This window comes from Mycobacterium sp. SMC-15 (assembly GCF_045310925.1).
Classification (GTDB): domain Bacteria; phylum Actinomycetota; class Actinomycetes; order Mycobacteriales; family Mycobacteriaceae; genus Mycobacterium.
The window spans coordinates 25,577-48,223 of the sequence record NZ_JBJIAJ010000017.1; the positions used below are offsets into that span (position 1 = coordinate 25,577).

A 22,647-nucleotide genomic window follows, 5' to 3' on the forward strand; every position below is an offset into this window, starting at 1 on the left:
GCGGTCAGGAGCCGCGGTTCAGAATTCGGGTGGCGTCGTGCACCATCTGCGTCACGATGGCACCCGCCGGCAGAACGTCGTGGATGAGGCCGACGGCCTCGCCGATGAGGATGTGCGCAATGTCGAAGTCCGCCGCGTCGAGCCCCGCCTGGAAGGCGGCGATGGCTTCGGGCAGGTTGGCCAGCAAGCGGCTGTCGTCGCCGTGCCAGCTCTGCAGGAACGCGTTGACCAGCGCCCGCTCGTCATAGTGGGCGGGCCAAACGAGTTGTCGCACAACGTCGTAGACGCGGGTGCGGATGGTGTCTTCGCCGCTGGCTCGGATGGCGCGCTCGTGCGCGCCGGGCGACACGAGTGCCTCGCTGCAGGCCCAGAATCGAGTGCCAACCAAGACTCCGTCGGCGCCGAGGGCCAGCGCCGCGGCCACCCCGCGGCCGTCGGCGATACCGCCGGCGGCCAGTACGAACGTTTCCGGCGAGTGCTCGGCCACGAGGTCGACGACGGCCGGGACAAACGTCAGAGTCGAGCGGGTGGACATGCCGTGGCCGCCGGCCTCGGCGCCCTGGGCCACGATGATTTTCGCTCCCGCCCGCAGCGCGGCATGCGCCTGCTCCAGGGTCTGCACCTGGCAGATCAGCGGAACGCCCGCGTCGCGGATGTCTCCGGCGAAGGGCTCTGGGTCACCGAAGGACAGCATGATCGCCGCCGGGCTCCGGTTGAGGGCGACGGAGAGAGCCTCCGGCGCGCGGGTCAGGCTCCAGGTGATGAAGCCGCACCCGACGCGTGTGTCGCCGGCGCCATCGAACTCGCGCCGCACCCAGTCGGGGTCGCCGTAGCCCCCGCCGAGCAGGCCGAGTCCTCCGGCACGGGTGACTGCCGCGGCGAGCCGGCCACCGGATGCCTGCGCCATGGGCGCCAGCACGATCGGGTGGTCGATACCCAGGAATTCGGTGAGGCGGTTGCGCAGCGACATCGCGATGCCCCTGGGATCAGCGCCGCACTGGCAGGGGGGAGTGATACCCGGCCATGGTGTAGAGCACCGGTGCGGCCGTTCGGGCGGCCACCACCCCGTAGGCGTCCTCCTGCTGCACCGCGAACACCTCGGGGTCGCCGAAGCCGCGGTCGATGCGGTCCCTGATGAAGGCCAGCCGGACCACTTGGACGGCGAACTTCTTGACCGCCTTGCCCGCGGGTCGGCCACCGATGCGGGTGGCCTCGCGGATCGCCAGCTTGCGACTGCGGATCGACCCCAGCCAGGTCGCCTCGTTGGCGCTGATCAGGCCCCCGGCCACCATGCCGGGCAGCTTGCTCGCGACCAGTTGCTGTTCGTGTCGGCGGCTCAACATGCCCAGCAGCACCATCAGCAGGAACACCGGAACCAGCCAGAACACGTACGTGATCAGGAAGAGCTGCCCGCCGCCCATCGCCAGCGAGGCGTTCCACGAGGCGTGCATCGCCACCGCGGCCAGGTAGCCGATCAGGATCACGACGGCCTTCGACCAGAACCCGTGGCGGCGCAGCGCGAAGAACACCCCGATCCCGGTCATCGTGGTGAACAGCGGGTGGGCGAACGGGCCGAAGATCAGCCGGGCGATGGCCACCGCGGCCATCTTGGCCGGTGACTCGGCCGGCGCGATGTAGACGATGTCTTCCATCCAGGCGAAACCCACCGCAACGACGCCCGCGTAGACCATGCAGTCGGTCAGCGAGTTCAGCGCCAGCCGCCGGCGCCCGGTCAGCATGACCAGCAGGAACAGCCCCTTCGCGGCCTCCTCGATGAACGGCGCCTGGATGGCCGCCATATCGAAGGTCTTCGACACCAGCGGCCGCACGGTGGCCACCGATGAGCCGAACGTCTCCAGGCCCACCGCCAGCACCACGGCCACCGACGCGCCCCACAGGAACGCCAGTTGCAACAGCCGGCGCGGCTCAGGCTCCCAGCGGTCCAGCCACCGGTAGCACAGCAGCACCACCAGCATCGACATGCTCGCCAGTACCAGCGCGGTCAGTGTCCCGCCGGGGTTGGCCGCAGTGAACAGCAGCAACAAGAACGCCGTGAGGATGGCGAGCAGGACAATGACGATGAGCGGCGCTCCGACTTTTCGCCGGTTCCGCATCTGTGGCATAGCGAGGGAGCGTAGCCACCGGTTTGTCCAGCGTGCAACGCGTCGAGTAGCCTCAACAGGTAGTCCTCGACTAGGCCTAGACCAAGATCGCGGGCCACCGCGTGCCCAGCATGCGTGACAACACCTGAGTCCCTACTACGTCAAAATGTCCGGAGCAACCCAACACATGCCAAGTCCCACCGTCACCTCGCCGCAAGTAGCCGTCAACGACATCGGCTCGGCCGAGGATTTTCTCGCCGCCATCGACAAAACGATCAAGTACTTCAACGATGGCGACATCGTCGAGGGGACGATCGTCAAGGTTGACCGGGACGAGGTCCTGCTCGACATCGGTTACAAGACCGAAGGGGTCATCCCCTCCCGCGAACTGTCCATCAAGCACGACGTCGACCCCCACGAGGTGGTGTCCGTCGGCGATGAGGTCGAGGCCCTGGTCCTGACCAAAGAGGACAAAGAGGGTCGTCTGATCCTGTCCAAGAAGCGCGCCCAGTACGAGCGCGCCTGGGGCACGATCGAAGAGCTCAAGGAGAAGGACGAGGCCGTCAAGGGCACCGTCATCGAGGTCGTCAAGGGCGGCCTGATCCTCGACATCGGTCTGCGCGGCTTCCTGCCGGCATCGCTGGTGGAGATGCGCCGGGTTCGTGACCTGCAGCCGTACATCGGCAAGGAGATCGAAGCCAAGATCATCGAGCTGGACAAGAACCGCAACAACGTGGTGCTGTCGCGCCGCGCCTGGCTGGAGCAGACCCAGTCCGAGGTGCGCAGCGAGTTCCTCAACCAGCTGCAGAAGGGCGCCGTCCGCAAGGGTGTCGTGTCCTCGATCGTCAACTTCGGCGCCTTCGTCGACCTGGGCGGCGTGGACGGCCTGGTGCACGTCTCCGAGCTGTCCTGGAAGCACATCGACCACCCGTCCGAGGTCGTTCAGGTGGGCGACGAGGTCACCGTCGAGGTGCTCGACGTCGACATGGACCGCGAGCGGGTTTCGCTGTCGCTCAAGGCCACCCAGGAAGACCCGTGGCGCCACTTCGCCCGCACCCACGCGATCGGTCAGATCGTGCCGGGCAAGGTCACCAAGCTGGTGCCGTTCGGTGCGTTCGTTCGCGTCGAGGAGGGCATCGAGGGCCTGGTGCACATCTCCGAGCTGGCTGAGCACCACGTCGAGGTCCCGGACCAGGTGGTTGCGGTCGGCGACGACGCCATGGTCAAGGTCATCGACATCGACCTGGACCGCCGCCGGATCTCGCTGAGCCTCAAGCAGGCCAACGAGGACTACACCGAGGAGTTCGACCCCTCGAAGTACGGCATGGCCGACAGCTACGACGAGCAGGGCAACTACATCTTCCCCGAGGGCTTCGACGCCGAGACCAACGAGTGGATCGAAGGTTTCGACAAGCAGCGCACCGAGTGGGAGGCCCGTTACGCCGAGGCCGAGCGTCGTCACAAGATGCACACCGCGCAGATGGAGAAGTTCGCCGCTGCCGAGCACGCCGAGCCGCGCTCGGGTGCCAACGGTTCGCACCGCGACGAGGCTCCGGCCGGTGGCTCGCTGGCCAGCGACGAGCAGCTCGCCGCACTGCGTGAGAAGCTCGCCGGTAACAGCGCGTAATTCGCGCCCAGCGAGTTGAAGAGGCGCAGATGCTGCGTATCGGTCTGACCGGCGGTATCGGCGCCGGTAAGTCGACGGTGTCGGCTACCTTCAACCGCCACGGTGGCGTCATCGTCGACGGTGACGTCATCGCCCGTGAAGTAGTGGAGCCCGGTACCGAAGGCCTCGCCAAATTGGTCGAGGCCTTCGGGCCGGGCATCCTGCTTCCAGACGGAGCTTTGGACCGTCCGGCGCTGGCCGCGATCGCGTTCAGTGACGACGACAAGCGGGCCACCCTCAACGGCATCGTGCATCCGCTGGTGGCGCACCGCCGCTCCGAGCTGATCGAGGCAGCGGGCGAGGATGCGGTGGTCATCGAGGACATCCCGCTACTGGTCGAATCCCAGATGGCGCCACTGTTCCCGTTGGTGATCGTGGTGCACGCGGACGTCGAGACTCGAGTGACTCGGCTGACCGAGTACCGCGGCATGTCGGAAGCCGATGCGCGGGCCCGGATCGCCGCGCAGGCCACCGAGCCGCAGCGCCGCGATGTCGCCGACGTCTGGCTGGACAATTCCGGTGACCCGGAGGAGTTGGCGAAGCAGGCGCTCGAGCTGTGGCATCAGCGGATCCTGCCATTCGCGCACAACCTCGCCACCGGCCAAACAGTGCCGTCCCCGACGCAGCTGATGCCGGCGGATCCGACCTGGCCCGATCAGGCGCAGCGCATTCTGGCCCGGCTGCGCACCAGCTGTGGTCACCGGGCGATCCGCGTTGATCACATCGGGTCCACCGCGGTGGCCGGCCTGGACGCCAAAGACGTTATCGACGTGCAGGTCACGGTCGAATCCTTGGCGATGGCCGACGAACTCGCCGAGTCCCTGTTGAGCGCCGGGTATCCGCGCAAAGAGGCGATCACCGCCGACAGCGGCAAGCCCGATGCCCGCAGCACCGTCGCCGAATTCGATCACACCGATGACCCGGCGTTGTGGCAGAAGCGGTTTCACGCGTCCGCCGACCCGGGGCGAGCCACCAACGTGCACATCCGGGTCCAGGGCCGGCCCAATCAGCAGTTCGCCCTACTGTTTCCGGCCTGGTTGTCCGCGGACGCCGAGGCTCGGGCCGAGTACCTGGCGGTCAAACGCGACGCCGAACGCGCGGGCGTCGACGGTGGCATCGACGCCTACGCCGACGTCAAGGAACCCTGGTTCGACACCGCCTACCGCCGCGCGTGGGCCTGGGCCGACGACACCGGGTGGCGTCCTTAGAGGCGTTAAAGCCCGATCAGGCCATGCTGCTGATCAGCGCGCCGCACAGCATCGCGCCGGTGTGGGGGTCGTTGGTGTTGCCCCAGGTGTTGATGAAGCGCTCGCTCTTGACCGTGGTGACGTCGTCGACCTTGATCTCGCAATGCACGGTCGCGGTGGTCGGGAAGCGCAGCCGGATCACCATGCCGGCCTTGCTGGGGTCGGTCATCACGGTGTTCGCCTCGAACGGGGTGCCGAATGCGTCGAGGTCCGCGCTGGAGGTCTCGTAGTCGTTGCGCATGAAGGTGACCACGTTGCCGCTGGACCAGGCGTCGACCTTCGCGATGTAGGTCACGTTGTGCAGCTCGGTGGTGTTGTCGTTGTCATCGGCCCCCGCCGGCGCCGGGATCAGCTGACCGCACCCGAGCACGGCTGCGGTGGTGGCAACGGCGACACCGATTCGCAGTTTGGCGTTCATATCAGCGGAGTTTAGCGCGGTCACGCCGAAGGCCCCGGCATAGCACGCGTCACAGTCGGCGCCCCCGAGCGACCGGAATCACAAAAATTGCATGGCGCGCAAAGTTTGCATTGTGTGCAATGATTTGCGAGTGGATGCGCCGCAGGTCAGCTCGCTGAGAGAACGCCGGCGGCGCGAAACCGAAGCGGCCATCCATCGTGCGGCGGTCGAATTGATCGCCGAGCAGGGCTACGACGCGGTGACGGTGCCGATGATCAGCGAGCGGGCCGGCGTCTGTGTGCGCACCTTCTTCAACTATTTCCCCAACAAGGAAACGTCGGTGGTGCTGCCGTTCCCGCCGTTCGACCCGGAGCTCAGTGCCGTGGTGCGGGGTGGGCCGGGCGCAGATCGTCTGATGGCCGACGTGGTCGAACTGGTCATCAACCACATCGAGGTCCATACCGAGAATTCGGTCGGCCTCACGACGCTGCTGCGGATGATCTGCGAGATCCCGGAGTTGCTCCGGCTACACACCGCCGAACTGGCCGAGCTGGAAACGCAACTGGCCGAGCTGATCGCCCAGCGGCTGCGGCTGCCCAGCGACGATCGGCGCGTCGAGGTCATCGCCAGCGCGGTGATGGCGACGGCGAACACCGGCATCCAGCGCTGGTCGCGGGATCCGGGTGCCGGTTCGCTGTCGGACGAAGTCCGGCGCTGTGTGAGCCTGCTCGAACCCCTGCAGTGCCGCTAAGAACCGCGAAAGCGAGAGGGTAAGAACATTTTTGACTTCGTGAAGCGTGCCTGGATTCCTATGGTCGTGGTGCTGGTGGCGACGCTGGCAGGGTTTGCGGGGTTTCGCATCCACGCGGTGATGGCGCCCAAACCCGCGTCGACCGCCTTCATCGACGAATCCAGACCCGTCATTCCCAAAGACGTCATCTACGAAGTGTTCGGACCCGAGGGGACGGCCGGCCAGGTGAACTACCTCGACGAGAACTCGCAGCCGCAGCGTGCCGATTTCACGAACCTGCCGTGGTCGTTCACCATCTCGACCAAGCTGACGTCCATCTTCGCCAACGTGGTCGCCCAGGGCGACAGCAGCTCGATCGGCTGCCGCATCACCGTCAACGGCGAGGTTCGCGACGAGCAGACCGTCGACACCCATAACGCACAAGTCTTCTGCCTGGTGAAATCCGCATGAGCGACGTGACTACCAAAGCCGAAAACGCCCAGACCACCCATTCCCGGGTCGCGCGGTTCATTCACCGCGTCCCGCTGCTGGTCGTGGTGGCGTGGCTGGCGCTGACCGTCGTCGTCAACGTCGTTGTGCCGCAGCTCGAAGAGGTCGGCAAAGCGCACTCGGTGTCGTTGGCCGCCAAGGACGCCCAGTCCTACATGGCGATCAAGAAGCAGGGCGCGAACTTTGAGCAGTTCGACTCCGACAGCATGGTGATGGTCCTGCTGGAGGGCGACGAGCCGCTCGGCGATCAGGCGCGCACCTACTACCACGGCTTGGTGGAGAAGCTGCGGGCCGACACCGAGCACGTCGAGTACGTGCAGGACTTCTGGGGTGACCGGATCACCGCCGGTGGCGCACAGAGCATGGACGACAAGGCCGCCTACGTGCAGCTGAACCTGGTCGGCGACCAGGGCACCACCACCGGCAAGGAATCGGTGCAGTCGGTGCGCGACATCGTCGACGGCAGCGCGCCGCCGCCCGGGCTGCATGTCTACGTGACCGGTCAGGCCGCACTGACCATGGACATGAACGACGCCGGCGACGAGAGCATGCTCAAGATGACGGCGATCACCTTCGTGGTGATCACGGTCATGCTGCTGCTGATCTACCGCTCGATCGCGACGGTGCTGCTGATCTTGTTCACCGTCTTCGTCGAACTGGGCGCGGCGCGCGGGATCGTGGCCGTTCTGGGCCACTTCGAGATCATGGGGCTGTCCACGTTCGCGGTGAGCCTGCTGACCTCGCTGGCGATCGCCGCCGGTACCGACTACGCGATCTTCTTCATCGGTCGCTATCAGGAGGCCAGGGCGGCGGGACAAGACCGCATCACGGCGTATTTCACTACGTACCACAGTGTTTCGCACGTGGTGCTGGGTTCGGGTCTGACCATCGCCGGCGCCACGTTCTGCCTGAAGTTCACCCGGCTGCCGTACTTCGCGTCCATGGGTGTGCCGTGCGCGGTGGGCATGCTGGTCGTGGTCGCCGCGGCCATGACGATCACCCCCGCGGTGCTGCTGCTGGGCACTCGATTCGGCCTGCTGGAGTCCAAGCGGAAACTCTCGGCGCGGGGCTGGCGCCGGATCGGTACCGCGATCGTGCGGTGGCCCGGGCCGATCTTCGTGGTGACCATGATCGTCGCCCTGATCGGCATCGGCGTGCTGCCGTCGTACTCGGTGAACTACAACGACCAGTACTACATCCCCAAAAGCCTGCCGTCGATCCAGGGCTACGAGGCGTCGTATCGGCACTTCTCCAAGGCCCGGATGAACCCCGACATCGTGCTCGTCGAGACCGATCAGGATCTGCGGACGCCGGGCAACATGCTGGTGCTGGATCGGATCGCCAAGAACATCTTCCGCCTGGACGGAATCGACAAGGTACAGAGCATCACTCGGCCGCTGGGAGCGCCGATCGACCACAGCTCGGTGCCGTTCCAGCTCAGCATGCAGTCGGTGCCCATCACCGAGAACCTGGACTACCTCAAGGGCCGGATGGCCGACATGCTGCACATGACCGACCAGCTCGGTTCGATGATCGAGATCATGGAGCGCATGCACGCCCTGATGTCGGAGCAGGCCGGAGTCACCCACGACATGGTGGGCCACACCACCGAGATGAAGCAGGTCACCGATGAAATGCGGGACCACATGGCTGATTTCGACGACTTCTGGCGTCCGATGCGCAACTACTTCTACTGGGAGCCGCACTGCTCTGGCATCCCGATGTGCTGGTCGTTGCGGTCGATCTTCGATGGGCTCGACGGGGTCGACAACCTCAGCGACAAGATGACGGCGATGCTGGGCGACCTGGAGCACATGGACACCCTGATGCCGCAGATGGTGGCGCAGCTGCCGCCGATGATCGCCATTTCCAAGGACATCCGCGAAACGATGCTGACGATGTACAGCACCTTCAACGGGATGATCAACCAGATGGCGCGGATGACCGACACCGCGACCGTCATGGGGCAGGCCTTCGACGCCGCGAAGAACGACGACTTCTTCTATCTGCCGCCGGAGGCCTTCGACAACGCCGACTTCCAGAAGGGCCTCAAGTTGATGGTCTCGCCGGACGGTAAGTCCGCGCAGATCATCGTCACCCACGAGGGCGACCCGGCCGGCAACGCGGCGCTGTCCAAGACCGAGGAGGAGCTGACCGCGGCCAAGGCGGCGATCAAGGGCACCCCGCTCCAGGGCGCCCGGGTCTACATCGGCGGAACCGCGCCGACCTATCACGACATCGGCGAGTTCCTGCGATACGACATGATGCTCGCGGTGATGGCGTCGCTGTGCCTGATCATGATCATCATGCTGGTGCTGACCCGCAGCCTCGTGGCGGCCGCGGTGATCGTCGGAACGATCGCGGTCTCGCTGGGCTCGTCGTTCGGGTTGTCGGTGCTGATCTGGCAGCACATCCTCGGCCTGCAACTGCACTGGTTCGTGCTGCCGTTCACCGTGATCATCCTGTTGGCGGTGGGATCGGACTACAACCTGCTACTGGTGTCCCGATTCAAGGAAGAACTCGGCGCCGGGATGAATACGGCGATCATCCGCGGCGTCGGGGGTTCGGGCAGTGTGGCCACCCAGGCGGGGCTGGTGTTCGCGTTCACCATGGGGGCGATGATCAGCAGTGACCTGGTCTCGATCGGTCAGTCCGGAACCGCGATCTGCCTGGGTCTGCTGTTCGACACCTTCATCATCCGGGCGTTCATGACGCCGTCGATCGCGGCGCTGCTGGGCCGCTGGTTCTGGTGGCCGATCAAGGTGCTGCCCACTTCTTCGCTCACCCGCAACCGGCCGGCCGTGGTCGACGGCGGGGCCGAACCCGCGGCCGACGACCCGGTGACTACCGAGATCCCGGTGGCGACCCCCTAAGCCCATCGCTGACCGGCCAGGTCACCGGCATGCCCTGGCCGGCCAGCCACCGGTGCAGGTCGTAGCCGTTGCGGGCCAGGCCGTCGACGGCGGCCACGGCACGCAGCACCGCCTGCTCGGCGTCGTGCTGACTCAGCAGGCCCTCGGTGACGGCGGCCATCAGCTCGTCGGTGTCGGAGAGCTCGACGCCGGATGCGGTGCGGACCACCAGATCCAGGTAGTGGTCCCGGGAGTGCCAGCGCTGCGGTCCCGCGGTGTACTCGCCGACGTCGAGGTAAAAGTCCTGGTCGCGCTCATAGCCCGGGCTGAAGTGGAAGACGGTCGCGCGCAGACCCAGCGACGGGAGCAGCCAGGACTCCAGGTAGTGGAACTGGGCCCGGCCCGGGGTGGGGCGCGCCAGGTACAGACCCCACGGATGCACCGAGTAGACGTCGACGGCGCGTACCACCCCTTTGGGGTCGGTGTTGGTGTAGCCGCGCAGGTCGAAGATCTCTTCCTTGGGTGGATGCACCGCTGGCCGCCTCTCGCTGTCGGAGGCCCGGCCTACTCTGGTTTCCGTGGCCTTCGCAACCGAACACCCTATCGTCGCGCATTCGGAGTACCGGCCCGCCGGGGATGCCGTCGAGGGCATCGTCCGTGCCGGCGGCCGGTTCGACGTCGTCAGCGAGTACCAGCCGGCCGGTGACCAGCCGGCCGCCATCGCCGACCTGGAACGCCGCATCACCTCGGGGGAGAAGGACGTGGTGCTGCTGGGCGCCACCGGCACCGGCAAATCGGCCACCGCAGCCTGGCTGATCGAACGGCTGCAGCGCCCCACCCTGGTGATGGCGCCTAACAAGACGCTGGCCGCGCAGCTGGCCAACGAACTGCGAGAGATGTTGCCGCACAACGCCGTCGAGTACTTCGTCTCGTACTACGACTACTACCAGCCGGAAGCCTATATCGCGCAGACCGACACCTACATCGAGAAGGACAGCTCGATCAACGACGACGTTGAGCGGCTGCGCCACTCGGCGACCTCCAGCCTGCTGTCCCGGCGTGACGTGGTGGTGGTCGCCTCGGTGTCCTGCATCTACGGCCTGGGCACGCCGCAGTCCTACCTGGACCGCTCCGTCGAGCTGCAGGTCGGCGCGGAGGTGCCGCGCGACGCCCTGCTGCGGCTGCTGGTCGATGTGCAGTACACCCGCAATGACATGGCGTTCACCCGCGGCTCGTTCCGGGTGCGGGGCGACACTGTCGAGATCATCCCGTCCTACGAGGAGCTGGCGGTCCGCATCGAGTACTTCGGCGACGAGATCGAGGCGCTGTACTACCTGCACCCGCTCACCGGGGACGTGGTGCGCAAGGTGGACTCGCTGCGCATCTTCCCGGCCACCCACTACGTCGCCGGCCCGGAACGGATGTCGCAGGCCATCTCCACCATCGAGGAGGAGCTGGCCGCCCGGCTCGAAGACTTGGAGAACCACGGCAAACTGCTGGAGGCCCAGCGGCTGCGGATGCGTACCAACTACGACATCGAGATGATGCGCCAGGTCGGCTTCTGCTCGGGTATCGAGAACTATTCGCGGCACATCGACGGTCGGGGCGCCGGCACGGCGCCGGCCACGCTGATCGACTACTTCCCGGAGGACTTCCTGCTCATCATCGACGAGTCGCACGTCACGGTGCCGCAGATCGGCGCCATGTACGAGGGCGACATGTCGCGCAAGCGCAATCTGGTGGAGTTCGGCTTCCGGTTGCCCTCGGCATGCGACAACCGGCCGTTGACCTGGGAGGAGTTCGCCGATCGGATCGGTCAGACGGTCTACATGTCGGCCACCCCGGGCCCCTATGAGCTCAGCCAGGCCGGCGGCGAGTTCGTCGAGCAGGTGATCCGCCCGACCGGCCTGGTGGACCCCAAGGTCGTGGTCAAGCCCACCAAGGGCCAGATCGACGACCTGATCGCCGAGATCCGCCAGCGCACCGCGGCCGACGAGCGGGTGCTGGTGACCACGCTGACCAAGAAGATGTCCGAAGACCTCACCGACTACCTGCTGGAGATGGGGATCCGGGTGCGCTACCTGCACTCCGAGGTCGACACGCTGCGCCGGGTGGAGCTGCTGCGGCAACTGCGGCTCGGCGACTACGACGTGCTGATCGGCATCAACCTGCTGCGGGAGGGCCTGGACCTGCCGGAGGTGTCGCTGGTGTCGATCCTCGACGCCGACAAGGAGGGCTTCCTGCGTTCCACCCGCAGTCTGATCCAGACCATCGGCCGCGCCGCCCGCAACGTCTCCGGTGAAGTGCACATGTACGCCGACAAGATCACCGACTCCATGCGGGAGGCCATCGACGAAACCGAGCGACGCCGGGCCAAGCAGGTCGCCTACAACGAGGCGAACGGCATCGACCCGCAGCCGCTGCGCAAGAAGATCGCCGACATCCTCGACCAGGTGTACCGGGAGGTGGAGGACACCGAATCCATCGAGGTCGCCGGGTCGGGCCGCAACTCCTCGCGCGGGCGGCGTGCTCAGGGCGAGCCCGGCCGCGCCGTCAGCGCCGGGGTCATCGAAGGCCGCGACACCAGCAACATGCCCCGGGCCGAACTGGCCGACCTGGTCAAGGACCTCACCGAGCAGATGATGAACGCGGCGCGTGATCTGCAGTTTGAGCTGGCGGCCCGGATTCGTGACGAGATCGCCGACCTCAAGAAGGAATTGCGGGGTATGGACGCGGCCGGCATCAAGTGACGCGCCAGCCAGGCGATCCATTTTCGCGTGTCATGGTGATCCGTGATTGACTGCAAGCGGTGGTGGAACTGACTGAAGCGGTGATGCATGAATCCGCTGTTAGCGCTGGCAGCTGGCGTGAGCTGCTCGGTAGGCGCTATCTAGGTACCGCAGCCGTGCTGGCCGGCGGTGTCGCGTTGTACGCGACGAACGAGTTCCTGACGATCAGCCTGCTGCCCAACACCATCAAGGACATCGGCGGTGAGCGGTTCTACGCCTGGGTGACCACCCTGTACCTGGTCGGATCGGTGCTGGCCGCGGCCGCGGCCAACGCGGTGCTGGTCCGCGTGGGGTCCCGCTCGGCCTACCTGATGGGACTGGCGTCGTTCGGCCTGGGCACGGTGCTCTGTGCGCTGGCGCCCCAGATGGAAGTCCTGCTGATCGGCCGCACCCTGCAGGGCATGGGCGGCGGCCTGTTGGCCGGGCTGGGGTGGGCGCTGATCAACGCAGTCCTGCCCAGCTGGCTGTGGACCCGGGCGTCGGGGCTGGTGTCGGCCATGTGGGGAGTCGGCACCCTGGTCGGCCCGGCCGCCGGCGGCCTGTTCGCCCAGTTCGGAATCTGGCGGTGGGCGTTCGGCCTCATGGCGATACTGACCGTGGCGATGGGCGTGGCGGTCAGCGTGGTGCTGCCGGCCGGGAGCAGCGGGCACCGCGGCGAGCCGGTGAAGTTCCCGGTGCGGTCGCTGTTGCTGTTGGGCGGCGCCGCGCTGGCGGTCAGCGTCGCGCAGTTGCCGCGTAGCCTGCTCGGCGCGATGGGGCTGCTGCTGGTCGGCGGGATCCTGCTGGCCGTCTTCCTGGTCGTGGACCGGCGCTCGTCGTCGGCGGTGCTGCCGTCCAGCGCGTTCCACCCGGGCCGGGAGAAGTGGATCTACCTGACCTTGGGCCTGCTGATGGCCACCACGAAGGCCAACCTGTACATCCCGCTGCTGGGGCAGCGGCTGGCTCACCTGCCGCCGGTGATGGCCGGCTTCCTGGGCGCAGCGTTGTCGACCGGTTGGACGTTCAGCGAGATCGCCAGCGCGTCGGTGAGCAAGGTGCGGGTGGTCGTCGCCCTGGTGATCACCGCGCCGCTGGTGATGTCGGCGGGTCTGGCGGTGGTCGCGTTCGCCCGGATGAGCCACTACAACCCGACCGCGGTCGGCGCGATCTGGGCGCTGGCACTGCTGGTGGTCGGCATCGGCGTCGGCGCCGGCTGGCCGCACCTGTCGGCGTGGGCGATGAGCTGCGTCGACGATCCCGCCGAGGGCGGTACCGCCGCCGCCGCCGTCAACACCGTCACGCTGATCGGCGGGGCGTTCGGCGCGGGCATTGCCGGCCTGGTGGTCAACACCGCGATGAGCGCCGGACAGCCCGCGGCCCGCTGGCTGTTCGCGATCTTCGCCGTGCTCGCCGCCCTGGGATTCGTGGTCTCCTATCGGGCCAGCCGAGGTGCCGGTGCACTCGTCGGCGGCGCCGACTGAGGCGGTAGGTCCCCCGGCAAGAGCTCGGCAATGAGTCCGTTGACGTGGGCGGCTATGTCGTCGCGGATGGCGCGGACGGTGTCGAGGGGTTGACCGGCCGGATCATCGAGTTTCCAGTCGCGGTAGCTCACGCCCGGGAAATAGGGACAGGTGTCGCCGCAGCCCATGGTGATGACGACATCGCTGGATGCGACGGCGCCGGGGGTGAGGACGTGCGGTGTGCTGGCGCCGAGGTCGATGCCGATTTCGGCCAGGGCTTCCACGGCGCGGGGGTTGACCTGGTCGGCGGGTTCGGTGCCGGCGGAACGGACCTCGATGCGGTCACCGGCGAGGTGGCGCAGCAGTGCGGCGGCCATTTGCGAGCGACCGGCGTTGTGCACGCAGACGAACAGCACGCTGGGTCTGGTGGGTGCGGCGAAACGGTTCCGCAGGGCCAGCGAGGCGTAGACCAGGCCGACCAGGACGGGGACCTCGATGAGGGGCCCGACCACCCCGGCCAGGGCTTGCCCGCTGGCGGCGCCCCAGGTGGCGATCGCCACCGCGATGGCGAGTTCGAAATTGTTGCCGGCGGCGGTGAACGCCAAGGTGGTGGTGCGTGCATAACCCAGGCCGAGCGCCGCCCCGACGGCGTAGCCGCCGCCCCACATGATCGCGAAATAGGCCAGCAGCGGGAGCGCGATGCGGACCACGTCGAGGGGCTGGTGGGTGATCTGATCGCCTTGCAGCGCGAACAGGATGACGATCGTGAAGAGCAGTCCGTACAGCGCCCAGGGCCCGATTCGCGGTAAGAACCGGCTCTCGTACCAGCTGCGGCCCTTGGCGCGTTCGGCCAAACGGCGGGTCAGATATCCGGCCGCCAGCGGTATGCCGAGGAAGATCGCCACGGATCTGGCGATCTGCCACGGCGAGACCTCGATGCTGGTCTGCGGCAGTCCCAGCCAGCCGGGGAGCACGGCAAGGTAGAACCAGCCCAGCACCGCGAACATGACGACCTGAAAGACCGAGTTGAGCGCGACGAGGACGGCGGCGGCTTCGCGGTCACCGCAGGCCAGGTCGTTCCAGATGATGACCATGGCGATGCAGCGGGCCAGGCCGACCACGATGAGCCCGGTGCGGTATTCGGGCAGATCGGCGAGGAGCAGCCAGGCCAGGGCGAACATCACCGCCGGACCGACAACCCAGTTCAGTAGCAGCGAGCTGAGCAGCAGCCGCGCATCGGAGGTGACGGCGTCGAGCCGGTCGTAGCGGACCTTGGCCAGCACCGGATACATCATGATCAGCAGTCCGGCGGCGATCGGCAGCGAGATCCCGTCGACCTGCACCGCGCTGAGGCTGTCACCCAGACCTGGGATCATCCGCCCCAGGGCCAGGCCGGCGACCATGGCCAGTCCGATCCAGACCGGCAGCAATCGGTCCAGGGTGGACAGTCTTGTAGAGGTTGCGTGGTCGCCCATCAGCAGCACGAGGCCGGGGTTGCGGCGGACTCGGCATCGGCGATCTTGGTGTAGACCTCCCAGCGTTCGCGGTCTGGGCCGCTCACCCAGACCTTGTCCTGGACGGCGTAGCAGCAGGTGGTGCCCATTTCCGTCTCCGTCAACAGGCCGGCTTCGCCCAGGCGGGCGATCTCCTGGTGGACGATCTCGCTCGAGGCCACCTCGACGCCGAGGTGGTTCAGCGTCCCGCCGTGACCTGGGCTTTCCAGCAGGACCAGCTTCAGCGGCGGGTCGGCGATCGCGAAATTGGCGTAGCCGGGCTTGACCTTGGCCGGCTCGGTATCGAACAGCCGGGAGTAGAACGCGATCGCGGCATCGAGGTCATCGACGTTGAGTGCGAGTTGTAAGCGGGACATGGCAACCACCTCCGGTTGTGAGACATATGTCGAACTAGTGATCCTGGGGTCAGCATTCCCACCTTTTCGATATATGTCAATGAACTGTGTCATGATGGATGCATGCCCAAAGCGCTGCCGGTGATCGACACCACCTCGCCGGTGTGTTGCGCCCCGGTCGCCGCGGGGCCCATGACTGACGCTGACGCCTTGCAGATCGCGTTGCGGCTCAAGGCGTTAGCGGATCCGGTTCGGGTCAAGATCGTGTCGTATCTGTTCAGCTCGACGGCCGGAGAGCAGAAGTCCGGCGACCTGGCCGCGGTTTTGGGCTTGAGTGAATCCACCGTCAGCCACCACCTGACGCAGCTGCGTAAGGCCGGTTTCGTGGTGTCGGACCGGCGGGGGATGAACATGTTCCACCGGGTGCGTCCGGATGCCTTACAGGCTTTGTGCGCGGCCCTGGACCCCAACTGCTGTACCTAGAGGGGTGTTCAGCGGCTGGCCTTGATCACCTGGGCGAAGGTGAACTGCCAGCGTTCCACGACGTAGAAGCCCAGCGCGCGCAGCATCCGGCCGTCGGGGGTACGGGCGAATCGGGCGCCCACCGGCAGCGCGACGGCCGCTTGGTGGGCCGGCAGACTGCGGTCGTGATCGGTGATCGCCCAGATCGCCGGGCATCGGTCGAACTGGTCTTTGAGTGCCCACACCGCGAGGTGGCCGTCCCACAGCCGCCCCAGGGTTTGGCGATGCGGCCCCAGGCCGGGGTCGGTCAGTTTCGCGAACGCCTCGGGACGCGCGGCGGTCAGCGCCCGGATCGGGCCGGGTAGCCACCTGGTGGTGTTGTCGATCAGCAGGCAGTCTCCCGGCTGGGCGTGCGCGACGATCACGTCGGCCACCGCGCTGTAGTCCCAGCCCTTTTCTTTGGTGTAGCGATCGCGTTGATTGGCAACGTAATTGGGCGCCGCCGCGATCGCCAGCAGTGCGACGACGCCGATGACGACGCGGCGCGAGCCGGCGATCGTGGTGACCGCGATCGCCAGCGCGATCGCCATCGCCGGAGCCGTGCCGATCAAATACCGCGGGTAATAAACAGGTTTCACCAGCACCGAATAGGCCAGCGTGGCCACCGTCGGGATCACCATCCAGGTCACGCACAGCACCGCCAGTCGACGCGTGTCGGCCTCGGGAGCCTGTCGGGTGCCGTTCCGAACGGCGACGACGGCGCCGACCAGCACCAGCCACGCCAGGATGGCGAACGGCACACTGTTGTCGAAGTACTGCTGCTGGACGATCTCGATGACGGTGCGTGGATTCAGCGGCCGGATCCAGGCCACCTGCCGGATCTGCCCCTGGCCGAACCACAGGAACGGGGCCAGCGTGGCCAGCGCGATACCTGCCGCCGCAGCCCATCTCCGTCTCGCCGAACCCTCGCCGCCCACCTCACGCAGCGCCACTGCGTGGACCGCGATCAACAAGACGGTGAAGGTGTTCAGCAGCGTCGCCGCCACGACCGCTACGCCGTAGCCCACCCACAGGCGCACGGTGTTGCGCCGGGCCGCGGCCACCCACAGCACGGTGAGCCAGACCGCGGCCATCGCGGAGAACGCATACGGGCGCGCCTCGACGCCCGCCCATGTCATCCGCGGCAATATCGCGTAAAGCGCACCGGCGCACATCGATACCGGCCGGCCGGTGAACCCGCGGGACAGTACGACCACACCGGCGGCGCCGGCTCCGACCGCCAGACTGCTCGGCACCCGCGCCCAGAACTCGGTCGCGGGGAAGAGCGCGAACCAGCCGTGCATCACCAGGTAGTACAGCCCGTGCACCGCGTCGATGTGGGTCAGCATCCGCCACAGCTCCGGCAGCGAACGGTGCGTCGCCGCCGAGATGGTGGCCGCTTCGTCGAACCACAGCGACGGCCGGCTCGCGCCGATGACGCTGATCAGCGTTGCCGCGACGGCGATTACGGCCGCATCCGGTGAGCGCAGTGAGCGTGGCGGACACGGTGGCGGGCCCGCATCGATCCGCACCGGTGCCGGGTTCAGAACCTGGCTCAACGGCGTGCGCTGTCGGTCGCGGTGACGGTGATGACATTCCACGCTACCGTTCGACACGGCATGTCAGCTACGTCACGAGGGCCGATACGCGGGGTTTCCTGGCCGGTCAGAGGGTTGTGCGCGCCGCGCCGCAAATGACATGTGACGCCAATCGCCCCCATCGGGGCCGTCGACGCGTTAATGTCGCCATGGCTCAATTTGCGAACAGGCGACAAATGCACCGGGAGGGTTACGAATGAGCGGCTACAAGACCGTGGTGGTCGGTACGGACGGCTCGGACTCGTCGCTGCGCGCCGTCGACCGCGCGGCCCATCTGGCGTCCGGTGAAGGCGCGAAGGTCGTCATCGCCACCGCCTACCTGCCGCACGCCGACGACCCCCGCGCGGCGGACGCTCTGAAGGACGAGGGCTACAAGGCGTCGGGCAACGCCCCGATCTACGCCATCCTCAAGGAGGCCAAGGAGCGGGCCATCAATGCCGGCGCCTACGAGGTCGAGGAGAAGGCCATCGTGGGCGCTCCGGTCGACGCGCTGGTGGAGCTGGCGGAGTCGGTCAACGCCGACCTGCTGGTGGTCGGCAACGTCGGCCTGAGCACCATCGCCGGGCGGCTGCTCGGCTCGGTTCCGGCCAACGTGTCGCGGCGCTCCAAGATCGACGTGCTGATCGTTCACACCACCGGCTAGCCGGCGGGTTCACCAACCCCGTTCGCGCCACTCCGCCAGGTGCGGGCGCTCGACCCCCAGAACGGTGTCGTCGCCGTGCCCGGGATAGACGACGGTGTCGTCACCGAAACGGTCAAACACCTTGCGGCTGACGTCACCCAGCAGACGCTCGAAATCCCCGGGCTGCCAAGTCTTTCCGACGCCGCCTGGGAACAGGCAATCGCCGGTGAACAGTTGCGTCACGCCGCCGGTGGCCGCGCCGTCCAGGGCCAGCGCCACCGATCCCTCGGTATGGCCCTGCAGGTGGATCACGTCGAAGCTCAGATCGCCGACGGTCACGGTGTCGCCGTCGGCCAGGATGCGCTCCGGGGTGACCGGCAGCGGCTCGGCGTCCAGGGCGTGCGCGGCCGTCGGGGCCCCGGTGGCCTCGGCCAGCGCGCTCAGCGCCTGCCAGTGGTCGAAGTGCTGGTGGCTGGTGACGATCAGTGCTACGTCCGGGGCGTGCTCGCGCACCAGCGCCACCAGGTTCTCGGCGTCGTTGGCCGCGTCGATCAGCAGCGTCTGACCGGTCTTGGTGCAGGTCACCAGGTAGGCGTTGTTGTCCATCGGGCCCACCGAGGTCTTGATGATGGTGGCCCCGGGCAGGGTGCGCCTCGCCGCGGTTCCGGGTTCGACGTGTCCGGTGTAGTTGTCGTCCACCGCGATCTGGGAGGTCATGCCCGCCACGGTACTGGCCCTGAGCTGGTTGTCGGTAGGGCCACCTAGCATGGACCCGTGGCTGACCGGCTGATCGTCAAGGGTGCGCGGGAACACAATCTGCGCAGTGTGGATCTGGACCTGCCGCGTGACGCGCTGATCGTGTTCACCGGGCTGTCCGGATCGGGTAAATCGTCGCTGGCCTTCGACACCATCTTCGCCGAGGGCCAGCGTCGCTACGTCGAATCCCTGTCGGCCTACGCCCGCCAGTTCCTTGGCCAGATGGACAAGCCCGACGTCGACTTCATCGAGGGACTGTCGCCGGCGGTGTCCATCGACCAGAAGTCCACCAACCGCAACCCGCGCTCGACGGTCGGCACCATCACCGAGGTCTATGACTACCTGCGGCTGCTCTACGCCCGCGCCGGGACCCCACACTGCCCGGTCTGTGGCGAGCGGATCGCCTGCCAGACCCCGCAGCAGATCGTCGACCAGGTGCTGGCCATGGACGAGGGCCTGCGGTTCCAGGTGCTGGCGCCGGTGGTGCGCACCCGCAAGGGGGAGTTCGCCGATCTCTTCGAGAAGCTCAACACCCAGGGCTACAGCCGGGTGCGGGTGGACGGCGTGGTGCACTCGCTGACCGATCCGCCCAAGCTCAAGAAGCAGGAGAAGCACGACATCGAGGTGGTCGTCGACCGCCTGACGGTCAAGGAGTCGGCCAAGCAGCGGCTCACCGATTCGGTGGAGACCGCGCTGGGGCTGGCCGACGGCATCGTGGTGCTGGAGTTCGTCGACCGGGACGACGATCACCCGCACCGCGAGCAGCGGTTCTCCGAGAAGCTGGCCTGCCCCAACGGACACGCCCTGTCCGTCGACGACCTGGAGCCGCGGTCGTTCTCGTTCAACTCGCCCTATGGGGCCTGCCCGGAGTGCGTGGGCCTGGGCATCCGCAAGGAGGTCGACGCCGACCTGGTGGTGCCCGACCCGGATCGCACCCTGGCCGAGGGCGCGGTGGTGCCGTGGTCGATGGGCCCCACCAGTGAGTACTTCACCCGGATGATGGCCAGCCTCGGTGAGGCGATGGGCTTCGACGTCGACACCCCGTGGCGCAAACTGCCGGCCAAGGCCCGCAAGGCGATCCTGGAGGGCTCCGACGAGCAGGTGCACGTGCGCTACCGCAACCGGTATGGCCGGACGCGCTCGTACTACACCGATTTCGAAGGTGTGATGGCGTTCCTGCAGCGCAAGATGGAGCAGACCGAATCCGAGCAGATGAAGGAACGCTACGCCGGATTTATGCGTGACGTGCCGTGCCCGGAATGTGCCGGCACCCGGCTGAAGCCGGAGATCCTGGCGGTGACGATGGCCGCGGGCGACTATGGCAGCAAGTCCATTGCGCAGGTCAGTGAGCTGTCGATCGCGGACTGCGCGGACTTCCTCAACGCCCTGACCCTGGGCCCGCGCGAGCAGGCCATCGCCGGGCAGGTGCTCAAGGAGATCCAGTCCCGGCTGAGTTTTCTGCTCGACGTCGGCCTGGAGTATCTGACGTTGTCCCGGGCCGCTGGAACGCTCTCCGGTGGTGAGGCGCAACGCATTCGGCTGGCCACCCAGATCGGCTCGGGTCTGGTCGGGGTGCTCTACGTGCTCGATGAGCCGTCGATCGGGCTGCATCAGCGCGACAACCGGCGGCTGATCGAAACCCTGGTGCGGTTGCGCGATCTGGGCAACACCCTGATCGTCGTCGAGCACGACTTGGACACCATCGCGCACGCCGACTGGATCGTCGACATCGGCCCGGCGGCCGGTGAGCACGGCGGCAAGATCGTGCACAGCGGTCCCTACAGCGACCTGCTCGCCAACACCGACTCGATCACCGGCGCCTACCTGTCCGGCGCGAAAAGCATTGCGGTTCCCGAGAATCGCCGGCGGGTGGATGCCAAGCGTCAACTCGGGGTCGTCGGTGCGCGCGAGCACAACCTGTCCGGTGTCGACGTGGCGTTTCCGCTCGGCGTGCTCACCGCGGTCACCGGGGTGTCCGGCTCGGGCAAGTCGACCCTGGTCAACGACATTCTGGCGACGGTGCTGGCCAACAAGCTCAACGGCGCCCGGCTGGTCCCCGGCCGGCATACCCGGATCACCGGCCTCGATCACCTGGACAAGCTGGTGCGGGTCGACCAGTCACCGATCGGGCGCACGCCGCGGTCCAACCCGGCCACCTACACCGGGGTGTTCGACAAGATCCGCACCCTGTTCGCCGCCACCACCGAAGCCAAGGTGCGCGGCTATCAGCCCGGCCGGTTCTCGTTCAACGTCAAGGGCGGCCGCTGCGAGGCGTGCACCGGCGACGGCACCATCAAGATCGAGATGAACTTCCTGCCGGACGTCTATGTGCCCTGCGAGGTCTGCCACGGGGCCCGCTACAACCGGGAGACCCTGGAGGTGCACTACAAGGGCAAGACCATTGCCGAGGTGCTGGACATGTCGATCGAGGAGGCGGCGGAGTTCTTCGAGCCGATCTCCTCGATCCACCGCTACCTGCGCACCCTGGTCGACGTCGGGCTGGGCTACGTGCGGCTGGGCCAGCCCGCGCCGACGCTGTCCGGGGGAGAGGCGCAGCGGGTGAAGCTGGCCTCGGAACTGCAGAAGCGTTCCACCGGTCGGACGGTCTACATCCTCGACGAGCCCACTACCGGACTGCATTTCGAGGACATCGCCAAACTGTTGGTGGTCATCAACGGTCTGGTCGACAAGGGCAACACGGTGATCGTCATCGAACACAACCTGGACGTGATCAAGACCGCGGACTGGATCATCGACATGGGTCCCGAAGGCGGCGCCGGGGGCGGGACGGTGGTGGCCACCGGCACACCCGAGGACGTGGTGGCCGTGCCGGAGAGCTACACCGGCAAGTTTCTTGCCGAAATCCTCGGCGCACCAGCCAAACCCGCCAAGGCCGTCAAACGGCGGCGCAAGGCCAGCGCCTAGGGCCCGTGCTCGACTAAGCCGGCGGGGCGCCGAGGGTGACTCGCAAGTGCCGCACGACAGCGTCGGCCACCTCCGCTATCGGCTCCGTCTTGCCCGCAGCGACCCAGTCGGTGAGCCAAATCTGCAAGGCGGAGATGACCAGTGCCGCAGCGATTCGCGGAGGCAGGTGGGTGATCTGGCCAGCGTCCGCCGCGATCTCGGCCGCTCGGGTGATCATGTCCATACCCGTTCGCCACGCCGCCCGCTGACCACCTCGGCCCAATTCGGTTGAGGCCGATGCCCAGCTCAGGCCCTCATTGATGTGCAGCTGCAGAAAGTGGGGGTGTGCTGCGAAGAATTCAACCTCGGCACGCGCTCCGACCAGGATCGCCTCAAGCGGGGAGCCGATTTCGTCGGTGCGTGCGCGCACGGCGGCGACGAACTCCTGCATGCGCGCGGCGTTGAGGGCGTCCCAGATCTCGTCCTTGCCGCCGAAGTACTTGTAGACCGTCGCCAGTGACACCCCGGCGGTCTTGGCGATGTCGCTCACCCGTGCGTCGGCGAAGCCGGTGCGACTGAACTCGTACTCGGCCGCGGCCACGATCTGCTGGTGATACATGGCCCTGCGTGCGTCGGCCATGTCGGCGACCGGTGGCGTGGATCGGTTCGTTCCCATGGCCACCCC

The 22,647-nt window shown here is 67.1% G+C and carries 19 protein-coding genes; 10 read left to right on the forward strand and 9 right to left on the reverse strand.

Annotation, left to right across the window (positions count from 1 at the left end):
- Positions 1 to 4 precede the first annotated feature (4 nt).
- Both ACJH71_RS20960 and ACJH71_RS20965 read right to left on the reverse strand, forming a co-directional pair.
- Entirely contained in the window at positions 5 to 970 is a 966-nt protein-coding gene (locus ACJH71_RS20960; RefSeq protein ID WP_406759910.1) for an NAD(P)H-dependent flavin oxidoreductase, read from the reverse strand.
- Between the two features lie 16 nt (positions 971 to 986).
- Positions 987 to 2,114, reverse strand: a complete 1,128-nt coding sequence (locus tag ACJH71_RS20965) for a PrsW family intramembrane metalloprotease (RefSeq protein ID WP_406759955.1) — start codon at positions 2,112 to 2,114, stop codon at positions 987 to 989.
- 175 nt (positions 2,115 to 2,289) lie between these two features.
- Between ACJH71_RS20965 and rpsA the strand changes: the two genes are divergently transcribed.
- Together rpsA and coaE are read left to right on the forward strand one after the other, a co-directional pair.
- Positions 2,290 to 3,729 (forward strand): 30S ribosomal protein S1, encoded by a 1,440-nt coding sequence (gene rpsA, locus ACJH71_RS20970; protein WP_046285750.1) that lies wholly within the window; start codon positions 2,290 to 2,292, stop codon positions 3,727 to 3,729.
- A 29-nt stretch (positions 3,730 to 3,758) separates the two neighbouring features.
- Positions 3,759 to 4,976 carry a dephospho-CoA kinase gene (gene coaE / locus ACJH71_RS20975; RefSeq protein ID WP_406759911.1) on the forward strand — a complete coding sequence of 406 codons (1,218 nt, stop codon included), beginning with the start codon at positions 3,759 to 3,761 and terminating at the stop codon, positions 4,974 to 4,976.
- 16 nt (positions 4,977 to 4,992) lie between these two features.
- Here the strand turns inward: coaE and ACJH71_RS20980 are convergent, their stop codons facing one another.
- Positions 4,993 to 5,433 carry a hypothetical protein gene (locus ACJH71_RS20980; RefSeq protein ID WP_406759912.1) on the reverse strand — a complete coding sequence of 147 codons (441 nt, stop codon included), beginning with the start codon at positions 5,431 to 5,433 and terminating at the stop codon, positions 4,993 to 4,995.
- A 130-nt stretch (positions 5,434 to 5,563) separates the two neighbouring features.
- Between ACJH71_RS20980 and ACJH71_RS20985 the strand changes: the two genes are divergently transcribed.
- From ACJH71_RS20985 to ACJH71_RS20995, 3 genes are read left to right on the forward strand one after another with little or no spacing between them, the layout of a single operon-like run.
- Positions 5,564 to 6,163 (forward strand): TetR family transcriptional regulator, encoded by a 600-nt coding sequence (locus ACJH71_RS20985; RefSeq protein ID WP_406759913.1) that lies wholly within the window; start codon positions 5,564 to 5,566, stop codon positions 6,161 to 6,163.
- 60 nt (positions 6,164 to 6,223) lie between these two features.
- Positions 6,224 to 6,613, forward strand: a complete 390-nt coding sequence (locus ACJH71_RS20990) for an MmpS family transport accessory protein (RefSeq protein ID WP_406759956.1) — start codon at positions 6,224 to 6,226, stop codon at positions 6,611 to 6,613.
- Positions 6,610 to 9,525 carry an RND family transporter gene (locus tag ACJH71_RS20995; protein WP_406759914.1) on the forward strand — a complete coding sequence of 972 codons (2,916 nt, stop codon included), beginning with the start codon at positions 6,610 to 6,612 and terminating at the stop codon, positions 9,523 to 9,525. Before ACJH71_RS20990 ends, ACJH71_RS20995 begins: the two co-directional genes overlap by 4 nt.
- On the opposite strand, the gene ACJH71_RS21000 is transcribed toward ACJH71_RS20995, so the two are convergent.
- The gene (locus ACJH71_RS21000; protein ID WP_406759915.1) at positions 9,497 to 10,036 is read right to left on the reverse strand and encodes a DUF402 domain-containing protein; all 540 of its coding nucleotides are present in this window, start codon (positions 10,034 to 10,036) and stop codon (positions 9,497 to 9,499) included. The two genes, ACJH71_RS20995 and ACJH71_RS21000, sit on opposite strands and share 29 nt — an antisense overlap.
- A 46-nt stretch (positions 10,037 to 10,082) precedes the next feature.
- Here ACJH71_RS21000 and uvrB point away from each other — a divergent pair, with 46 nt between their 5' ends.
- Together uvrB and ACJH71_RS21010 are read left to right on the forward strand one after the other, a co-directional pair.
- The gene (gene uvrB / locus ACJH71_RS21005) at positions 10,083 to 12,254 is read left to right on the forward strand and encodes an excinuclease ABC subunit UvrB (protein ID WP_406759916.1); all 2,172 of its coding nucleotides are present in this window, start codon (positions 10,083 to 10,085) and stop codon (positions 12,252 to 12,254) included.
- Between the two features lie 83 nt (positions 12,255 to 12,337).
- On the forward strand, positions 12,338 to 13,753 hold the full coding sequence (locus tag ACJH71_RS21010; protein ID WP_406759957.1) for an MFS transporter: 1,416 nt from the start codon (positions 12,338 to 12,340) through the stop codon (positions 13,751 to 13,753).
- Here the strand turns inward: ACJH71_RS21010 and arsB are convergent.
- A complete protein-coding gene (gene arsB / locus ACJH71_RS21015; protein WP_406759917.1) occupies positions 13,705 to 15,207 on the reverse strand; it encodes an ACR3 family arsenite efflux transporter in 1,503 nt (500 codons plus the stop codon). The genes ACJH71_RS21010 and arsB overlap by 49 nt on opposite strands.
- Positions 15,207 to 15,602: an ArsI/CadI family heavy metal resistance metalloenzyme gene (locus tag ACJH71_RS21020; RefSeq protein WP_406759918.1), complete on the reverse strand. Its 396-nt coding sequence runs from the start codon at positions 15,600 to 15,602 to the stop codon at positions 15,207 to 15,209. Before ACJH71_RS21020 ends, arsB begins: the two co-directional genes overlap by 1 nt.
- Positions 15,603 to 15,704: 102 nt before the next feature.
- Here ACJH71_RS21020 and ACJH71_RS21025 point away from each other — a divergent pair, with 102 nt between their 5' ends.
- Positions 15,705 to 16,064, forward strand: coding sequence for an Rv2640c family ArsR-like transcriptional regulator (locus ACJH71_RS21025; RefSeq protein ID WP_406759919.1), 360 nt, complete (start codon positions 15,705 to 15,707; stop codon positions 16,062 to 16,064).
- 8 nt (positions 16,065 to 16,072) lie between these two features.
- On the opposite strand, the gene ACJH71_RS21030 is transcribed toward ACJH71_RS21025, so the two are convergent.
- Entirely contained in the window at positions 16,073 to 17,641 is a 1,569-nt protein-coding gene (locus ACJH71_RS21030) for a glycosyltransferase family 39 protein (RefSeq protein WP_406759920.1), read from the reverse strand.
- 235 nt (positions 17,642 to 17,876) lie between these two features.
- Between ACJH71_RS21030 and ACJH71_RS21035 the strand changes: the two genes are divergently transcribed.
- Positions 17,877 to 18,323, forward strand: coding sequence for a universal stress protein (locus ACJH71_RS21035; RefSeq protein ID WP_406759921.1), 447 nt, complete (start codon positions 17,877 to 17,879; stop codon positions 18,321 to 18,323).
- 9 nt (positions 18,324 to 18,332) lie between these two features.
- On the opposite strand, the gene ACJH71_RS21040 is transcribed toward ACJH71_RS21035, so the two are convergent.
- Entirely contained in the window at positions 18,333 to 19,019 is a 687-nt protein-coding gene (locus ACJH71_RS21040) for an MBL fold metallo-hydrolase (RefSeq protein ID WP_406759922.1), read from the reverse strand.
- A 57-nt stretch (positions 19,020 to 19,076) separates the two neighbouring features.
- On the opposite strand from ACJH71_RS21040, the gene uvrA reads away from it, so the two are divergent.
- A complete protein-coding gene (uvrA, locus tag ACJH71_RS21045) occupies positions 19,077 to 21,983 on the forward strand; it encodes an excinuclease ABC subunit UvrA (RefSeq protein WP_406759923.1) in 2,907 nt (968 codons plus the stop codon).
- A gap of 13 nt (positions 21,984 to 21,996) precedes the next feature.
- Here the strand turns inward: uvrA and ACJH71_RS21050 are convergent, their stop codons facing one another.
- Positions 21,997 to 22,638 (reverse strand): TetR/AcrR family transcriptional regulator, encoded by a 642-nt coding sequence (locus tag ACJH71_RS21050; protein WP_406759924.1) that lies wholly within the window; start codon positions 22,636 to 22,638, stop codon positions 21,997 to 21,999.
- Positions 22,639 to 22,647 lie beyond the last annotated feature (9 nt).

Bases quoted from the DNA above. Each gene is read 5' to 3' on its own strand.
- ACJH71_RS21050 (WP_406759924.1), bottom strand. From the start codon at position 22,638: ATGGGAACGAACCGATCCACGCCACCGGTCGCCGACATGGCCGACGCA.
- ACJH71_RS21035 (WP_406759921.1), top strand. From the start codon at position 17,877: ATGAGCGGCTACAAGACCGTGGTGGTCGGTACGGACGGCTCGGACTCG.
- ACJH71_RS20980 (WP_406759912.1), bottom strand. From the start codon at position 5,433: ATGAACGCCAAACTGCGAATCGGTGTCGCCGTTGCCACCACCGCAGCC.
- ACJH71_RS21010 (WP_406759957.1), top strand. From the start codon at position 12,338: ATGCATGAATCCGCTGTTAGCGCTGGCAGCTGGCGTGAGCTGCTCGGT.
- ACJH71_RS21020 (WP_406759918.1), bottom strand. From the start codon at position 15,602: ATGTCCCGCTTACAACTCGCACTCAACGTCGATGACCTCGATGCCGCG.
- ACJH71_RS20995 (WP_406759914.1), top strand. From the start codon at position 6,610: ATGAGCGACGTGACTACCAAAGCCGAAAACGCCCAGACCACCCATTCC.
- ACJH71_RS20960 (WP_406759910.1), bottom strand. From the start codon at position 970: ATGTCGCTGCGCAACCGCCTCACCGAATTCCTGGGTATCGACCACCCG.
- ACJH71_RS20965 (WP_406759955.1), bottom strand. From the start codon at position 2,114: ATGCGGAACCGGCGAAAAGTCGGAGCGCCGCTCATCGTCATTGTCCTG.
- ACJH71_RS21040 (WP_406759922.1), bottom strand. From the start codon at position 19,019: ATGACCTCCCAGATCGCGGTGGACGACAACTACACCGGACACGTCGAA.
- ACJH71_RS21025 (WP_406759919.1), top strand. From the start codon at position 15,705: ATGCCCAAAGCGCTGCCGGTGATCGACACCACCTCGCCGGTGTGTTGC.
- coaE (WP_406759911.1), top strand. From the start codon at position 3,759: ATGCTGCGTATCGGTCTGACCGGCGGTATCGGCGCCGGTAAGTCGACG.
- arsB (WP_406759917.1), bottom strand. From the start codon at position 15,207: ATGGGCGACCACGCAACCTCTACAAGACTGTCCACCCTGGACCGATTG.
- rpsA (WP_046285750.1), top strand. From the start codon at position 2,290: ATGCCAAGTCCCACCGTCACCTCGCCGCAAGTAGCCGTCAACGACATC.
- ACJH71_RS20990 (WP_406759956.1), top strand. From the start codon at position 6,224: ATGGTCGTGGTGCTGGTGGCGACGCTGGCAGGGTTTGCGGGGTTTCGC.